Origin of the sequence: Nocardia sp. NPDC060220 (genome assembly GCF_042727815.1) — a bacterium.
Lineage (GTDB): Bacteria > Actinomycetota > Actinomycetes > Mycobacteriales > Mycobacteriaceae > Nocardia.
Genome location: NZ_JBHWZY010000352.1, coordinates 1 through 6,691, shown reverse-complemented (window position 1 = coordinate 6,691; position 6,691 = coordinate 1). Strand labels below are relative to the sequence as shown.

The window sequence follows — 6,691 nt, the reverse complement described above, 5'->3', positions numbered from 1 at the left end:
CTCTGATTCCTGCCCGAACACGACGCCGATGACGTGGCCGAGAACCGCTCACGTCATCGGCGTCTCCTGTCTCACCGACCGCACCAGAAGGCACCAACCATGTCCGGATTCCATTTGAACCTGTCCCTGATGACACCGGGACACTTCCGTCAGGCTTGGCGACTCGATCATGCCGACCCGCTCGCCTACCTCGACATCGACTACTTCCAGCGTCTGGCGAAGATCGCCGAGGCCGCCAAGATCGACGCGGTCTTCCTCGGTGACGGTCCTGCCCTGCGCGGGGAGATCGAGGAGGCGCCCGGCACCGGGATCGATCCGCTCGTCCTGCTCGGCAGCGTCGCGGCGGTGACCGAGCGTCTCGGTGTCGTGATCACCTCGTCGACCACCTACAACTCCCCCTACAACCTCGCGCGGCGGTTCCAGGCGCTCGATCACGTGACGAAGGGGCGGGCGGCGGTCAATATCGTGACCACCGGAACACCGGCAGCCGCAGCGAATTTCGGCCTGACCGATCATCCGGAGAAGGAGACCAGGTACCGGCGGGCCTGGGAGTTCCTCGACGTAGTCACCCGACTGTGGGACAGCTGGGAGCCGGACTGGCTGATCGCGGACAAGTCGACCGGTCGCTACGCCGACACCGGCAAGATCCATCGCATCGATCACGAGGGCGAGTTCTTCTCGGTCGCCGGGCCGCTGCCGGTGGCTCCGGGCCCGCAGGGTCGACCGGTGGTCGTGCAGGCCGGCGGGTCCGAGGGCGGGCTCAAGTTGGCGGGTGACTTCGCCGATGTCGTGTTCACCGTCGCCCAGACCAAGGCCAAGGCGGTCGCGTTCCGCAACGACATCCGGCAGCGCGCGGCCGCGGCCGGTCGTCATCGCGACGATGTGAAGATCTCGCTCGGCGTGGTGGTGCTGGTCGCGGCGACTGAGGACGAGGCGCGTCGGCGCGAGCAGGAGCTCTACGATCTGCTGCCGATCGAGCGGCTCACTGCCGCACTGCTGGGTAACCTCGGCCTGCCCGCGGACTCTTTCGGCCCCGATGATCCGATCAGCGTCGACGATCTTCCCGACGCCGTTCCGGCCGGTGCGTTCTCGACGGGGTTCAGCATCTCCACCCGCGCGCTCATCGCGGAGGGACCGCGTACTCCGCGCGAGTTGATCCAGCAGGGCGCCGGCGGCTCCGGCCACCGCCTCCTGGTCGGCTCGGCCGAGCAGGTCGCCGACGATCTCGCGTCCTGGTTCGACGCGGGCACCGCCGACGGCTTCACCATCATGCCCGCCGAGACCGCCGTCGACCTGGAGAATTTCGCGACCCTGGTGGTGCCGATCCTTCAGGAGCGTGGGCTGTTCCAAAAGGATTACTCCGCACCGACATTGCGCGCCCGCTTCGGTCTCCCCTTCCCGGGGGACCGCGCGGCGGAGAGCCTGCCCGCGTAATCACCACAGTCCAACGGCCGCCCCACTCACCTTCGAGCGGGGCGGCCGTTTCGCCGCCGGTCCGTTACGGGGTCGCGCCGCAGTTGGGTCCGGTGACCGCGTCCTGAGGCGGAACCGGTGGGTGGTCTACCGGCGGTGTGCGCGACAGGGGAATCAGCGCGATCGCGGCGAGAAGGGCGGCGAGCCCGATGACAACCAGGAATCGCCAGTCACCGAGCCAGGTGGCGGCCAAGGGAGCGCCCGCACGCGACAGCGCGATCGGGACCGTCATCACGGCGAGGATCCCGGCGAACTGGGGGACGCCGAAACTGTCGGCGACGATCGACGGGCGCGCGATCACGCTGGTGCCGTAGCCGGTGCTGAAGGCGACGATGCAGGCCAGCGTGAGCGGCAGTGAGGTGCCTGCCAGCGGTAGCGCCAGCAATCCCGCCCCCTGGAGGGCGAAGGAAACCCCTGTCACGCTGGTCATCCCGAAGCGGCGAGCCAACGGGGCCAGGGCCAGGCGGGCGGCGATCTGGGTGACGCCGACAGCAATCGGGAGGGCGGCGGCGGACACGGGCGAATAGCCGATGTCGCGGAAGTAGGTGACCATCATCAGCAGAAAGGCCGAGGTGGATCCGCTCTGGGCGACGAAAGAGACCACCAGCAACCAGAATTTGCGGTCGCGGAGCGCGTCACCGAGGCGGACGCCGGTGCGTTGCGCGACCCGGCTGGTGTGCGCTGCCCGGCCCGGCACCGCCCACAGGTGCGCGGGCACCACGATCACCGCGAAACCGATCGCCAGCACCACCAGTGTTGTGCGCCAACCGAGTTGCGTTTCGAGCCAGCCCGCGAAGAAGTAGTACAGGCTGGTGGCCAGTCCGACGACCGTGGTCACCGCGACGATCGCCGAATCCCGGTGTTCGGGTTCGGTGGCCACCACGAGAACGGCGAACGCGGCCTCGTAGGTGGAGGTGGCCAGTGCCAGCCCGATCAGTGTGAACGCCGCGTACAGCTGGGCCAGGCTCTGCGCCTGCGACCACAGCAGAACCGCGCCGACGCCGAGCGCCGAGCCCGCCGTCATCAACGCCCGCCCACCGTAGCGGTCGAGCAGATTGCCCACCGGCACCGCGGCCAACGCCCCGATCAGCGTGGAAATGGTGGCAGCGGCCGCGATTTCGGTGCGTGAGACCGCCAGGGCCTGCGACATCGGGACCAGCAGCACGGTGAAGGCCTGGATCATCGCGCCGTAGCCGACGGTCTGGGTCACCGCGAAGACCGCGATGAGCCGGAACCGTCGACTGCGCACCGGGTCGACGGTCAGGACGGCGGCGGCACTCACTCCCCGAACAACGGCAGCAGCTGGGAACCCTGACGCTCGATCTCGCGAAGGTACGGGGTGTCGGACAGCACGAAGTGGGTGATGCCGAGATCGCGGTATTTGCGCAGCGACTTGGCGACATCCTCGGCGGAACCGACCAACCAGGTGGTACCCGCGCCGCCCCCACCGTATTTGCCCGGCGCGGTGTAGAGATTGTCGTCGAGCACCTCGCCGCGTGCGGCCAGGTCGAGCAGACGCTGTTGACCGACGGCGGTGCGACGGTGCGGATTCGACCCACCCTGGCTGTTCTTCGCCATCTCCGCGACCTTGGCCTCGGCATCGGCCCACGCCTGCTCGGTGGTGTCGCGGACGAAAGTCGTGATGCGCAAGCCGAATTCGAGCGGCGCGTGCTCCCGGCCCAGTTCGGCGCTCAGCGCGCGCAATCGTTCGATGCGCTCACGTACCCCTTCCAGCGGCTCACCCCAGAACAACTGGACATCTGCCTCGGTCGCGGCGACCCGTTCCGCGGCCTCGGAGGCGCCACCGAAGTACAGGGTCGGATGACGGCGGTCGCCTCGCGGCTCGATGCGGGGCACCACCGTGGAGTCGGTGACCTGGAAGTGCTCGCCGCGGTAGGTGACGTTCTCCTCGGTCCACAGCTTGCGGACGAGCTGGAGGAACTCCTTGGTGCGGGCGTAGCGGTCGGCCTGGTCGCCCTCGCTGTCACCGTAGGCGGCCAGGTCGTCCTTACCGGAGACGATGTTCACCCGCACCCGACCACCGGAGAGGTGATCGAGGGTGGCCGCGGCGGAGGCGAAGTTCGCTGGGCGCCAATAGCCGGGCCGGATCGCGATGAGGGGCTCGAAAAACTCGGTTCTGGCCGCCAGCGCGGCGGCGACGGTGAGGGTGTCGGGGCGGCCCCAGCCGGTGCCGAGCAGCGCGCCCTTCCAACCGTGTGCCTCCAGCGCCTTCGCCTGCGTGGTCAGCGTGTCCAGGCTGTTGTGGTCGGCGGCCACAGGCTCGCCGCGGTGACCCGGCGTGACCTGATTGGGGATGTACCAGAGGAATTCGAGACTCATGTTCGGTGGTTCCGTTCGGTGGTGATCAGCGGGCCAGCGCAGCGAGCTGGGCGCGACGGACATCGGTGGTCTGGCCCTGGACCAGGACGAAGAGGACGGAGCGGGCGTGTAGTTGCGCGGTGTCGTCGCCGCTGAGGCCACGGCCGGATCTGGCGATGAGCAGCGCGCGGCTGATCGCCGAGAGTGCCTCTCCGCTGGCAACTTTGGTGGCCAGGCGCTCATCGAGGCGATGCGGTCCGGTGCCCGCGGCCGTGGCTTCGTCAGCGAGCGCGTACGCGGTGGAACGGATTTCGGCGACGCGTGGGCGCCAGGTCGCCGCGACATCGGCGGCCAGCGGCACCGTGCTGCGCTCCAGCTCGGTCAGGATCGTCTCGGCGAGGCCGAAGTGGTGGGCGCGCGCGTCGCTCGCGGTGCCGGTGTCGTCGATGCGCGCTTGGTCGAGACTCTGTGTGGTGAGAACGTTTTCGTCGGGGACGAAGACTTCGTCCAGGTGCACGCGGGCCGTTCGGCTACCCGCGACCGCACCGAGTGCCAGCGGTCCGGTGCTGCGGGTTCGTGGCCCGACCGGAACGAGCGCGGTGACCACGGTTTCGGTGTCGGGTTCCACGGCGGCCACCGTCAGCGCCGAGTTGAGGCCCCACCCGCTGACCCAGGACAGGGTGCCGTCGAAGGTCCAGCCATCGGCAGCCTTACGTGCCACGACATAGTGATCGGGGAACCGCCGCACATCGCTGACTCCGGCACCGAGCAGCAGCTCACCGCGCAGAATCTGTGCGGCCAGCGCCGATACCGGGGCACCTGCCGCGGCGATGCGCCCGGCCAGCGGCGCGTGCTGTGCCCAGACCAGCCAGGTGTTGAAGCAGGCGCCCGCGATGATCTCGTGCACGCGGCGGTCGGTGTCGCGGTCGATCGCGAGACCACCGAATTCGGTGGGCGCGAGATGATTGAGCAGACCGAGGCCGCCCAGTTCGTCGATCCGATCCGCGAGCACCCCGGTGCGGTCCGTCGACAGTGCGGCGGGTCGCAACACCCGCTCGGCGTAGTCGCGCACTCGGACGAGGAATTCGTCGTTCGAGTTGTCGTGCGCTGCGTTCACGTCGAAAGTATCGACCCGCACAGCGAGCGAAAGCCTGCGTCTACCCCGCTGTGTACCGAGCAGCACCGGCCTCTACCTGCGCGGACAGGAGGCAAGCGGAGATAAATTCCCGCAGAGCGAGAAGTCTGTGCGACGCGTCAGCAACCAAGGATCTGCCGGTGGACACCGCCGCGGGCAACGATGCGGCATTCCTCCATCCTCGCGCGATCGGTGCGCGGCGATCAGCGATCCGCAGGGCGACAGCCTATTTCCTGTCGATCGGGCTGAATTCAATGGTTGACGTCGCCGCAGCGGACCGGTCGTATCCACCCAGCCGCCCCGCTGACCACCGGTGATCGTTGCCGACATCGCTGCGCCCCGTACTGCGACCGCGCCGCTCGGATCCGCCCGACAACCCGGTGCCCGCCATCGGGGTGTTGCACCAGGCACCGTTCACCGAACAGAAATGGCAGACGATGGCACCGAACCCACTGCACCTGGGTGTCGCGCTCGACGGCGCGGGCTGGCACCCGGCCGCCTGGCGAGCACCGAACTCGCGGCCCACCGAATTGTTCAGCGCCCGATACTGGGCCGACCTGGTCGGCACCGCCGAGCGTGGTCTGCTCGACTTCGTCACGATCGAGGACAGCCTGCGTGTGCCCGGTCCGCTGCACACCCGCGACGACGATGCCGTAGACCAGGTCCGCGCCCGGCTCGACGCGCATCTCATCGCCGCGACGCTCGCCCCGATCACCCGCCACCTCGGTCTCATCCCCACGGTGACGACCACCCACACCGAGCCGTTCCACGTCTCCACCGCCATCGCCACCCTCGACTACACCTCCCGCGGCCGCGCGGGCTGGCAGGTCCGAGTCTCGGCAGGCGCCGAGGAAGCCCAGCACTTCGGGCGCCGCGAGGTCACCGACCCCACGCCCGCCGAGTTCGCCGACATCATCGCGACCGGCAAGCTTCCCGAACACGCCGAAGCACTGTTCGAAGAGGCCACCGACGCCGTCGAGGTGGTGCGGCGCCTGTGGGACAGCTGGGAGGACGGCGCCGAGATCCGCGACGTCGCCGCCCGCCGCTTCATCGACCGCGACAAACTGCACTACATCGACTTCGAAGGCCGCTTCTTCAGCGTCCGCGGTCCCGCCATCACCCCGCGCCCACCGCAAGGTCAGCCGGTGGTCACAGCACTCGGCCACGCCACCCGCATCTACGAATTCGCCGCCGCGGCAGCCGATCTCGTCTTCGTCACACCCACACGCGAGCACGGACCGGCCGAGATTCTGCGACAGGTCGCGACCGCCGCCGCGACCGGGGTGGGCGAACCGCTGCGGGTCTACGCCGACCTGGTCGTCTTCCTCGACTCCGACGAGGACACCGGCGCGCAACGCCTGGCCCGGCTCAACGACCAGTCCGGTGCCGAATTCTCTTCCGACGCGGCCATTTTCACCGGCAGCGCCGAGGAGCTCGCCGATCTGCTCGCCGACTGGGACGCCCAGGGTATCGACGGGTTCCGGCTGCGTCCCGGTGTCGCGGTCGATGACCTGGCCGCGATCGCGGGCCGACTCGTGCCCGCCCTGCAGCATCGCGGATTGTTCCGCACCAGCTATCCCGAGGGTTCCCTGCGCGGACTGCTCGGTCTGTCGACCACCGTGCCCAACCGTTACGCCAGAGTGTGAGGTCCCACCGATGAGTACACCCCGCAAGCAGGTCATCCTCGGCGCCTACCTCGGCGGCGTCAACCATCACACCGCCTGGTGGCACCCGCAGGCAGGCAGCCAGATCGATTTCAGCTCC

5 protein-coding genes are annotated in these 6,691 nt (G+C 68.9%); 2 read left to right on the top strand and 3 right to left on the bottom strand.

The window, feature by feature from the left end:
- Positions 1-99: 99 nt before the first annotated feature.
- Positions 100-1,434, top strand: a complete 1,335-nt coding sequence (locus ACFWF3_RS19075) for an NtaA/DmoA family FMN-dependent monooxygenase (RefSeq protein WP_379314678.1) — start codon at positions 100-102, stop codon at positions 1,432-1,434.
- 64 nt (positions 1,435-1,498) lie between these two features.
- Here ACFWF3_RS19075 and ACFWF3_RS19070 read toward each other — a convergent pair whose 3' ends face one another.
- The 3 genes from ACFWF3_RS19070 to ACFWF3_RS19060 are packed head-to-tail and all read right to left on the bottom strand — an operon-like array spanning position 1,499 to position 4,909.
- The gene (locus ACFWF3_RS19070; RefSeq protein WP_379314677.1) at positions 1,499-2,755 is read right to left on the bottom strand and encodes an MFS transporter; all 1,257 of its coding nucleotides are present in this window, start codon (positions 2,753-2,755) and stop codon (positions 1,499-1,501) included.
- Positions 2,752-3,813, bottom strand: a complete 1,062-nt coding sequence (locus ACFWF3_RS19065; protein WP_379314676.1) for an LLM class flavin-dependent oxidoreductase — start codon at positions 3,811-3,813, stop codon at positions 2,752-2,754. The genes ACFWF3_RS19070 and ACFWF3_RS19065 overlap by 4 nt, the downstream gene beginning before the upstream one ends.
- Positions 3,814-3,838: 25 nt before the next feature.
- Positions 3,839-4,909 (bottom strand): acyl-CoA dehydrogenase family protein, encoded by a 1,071-nt coding sequence (locus tag ACFWF3_RS19060; protein ID WP_379314675.1) that lies wholly within the window; start codon positions 4,907-4,909, stop codon positions 3,839-3,841.
- Between the two features lie 455 nt (positions 4,910-5,364).
- Here ACFWF3_RS19060 and ACFWF3_RS19055 point away from each other — a divergent pair, with 455 nt between their 5' ends.
- Entirely contained in the window at positions 5,365-6,573 is a 1,209-nt protein-coding gene (locus ACFWF3_RS19055; protein WP_379314679.1) for an LLM class flavin-dependent oxidoreductase, read from the top strand.
- The last annotated feature ends 118 nt before the right edge of the window (positions 6,574-6,691 follow it).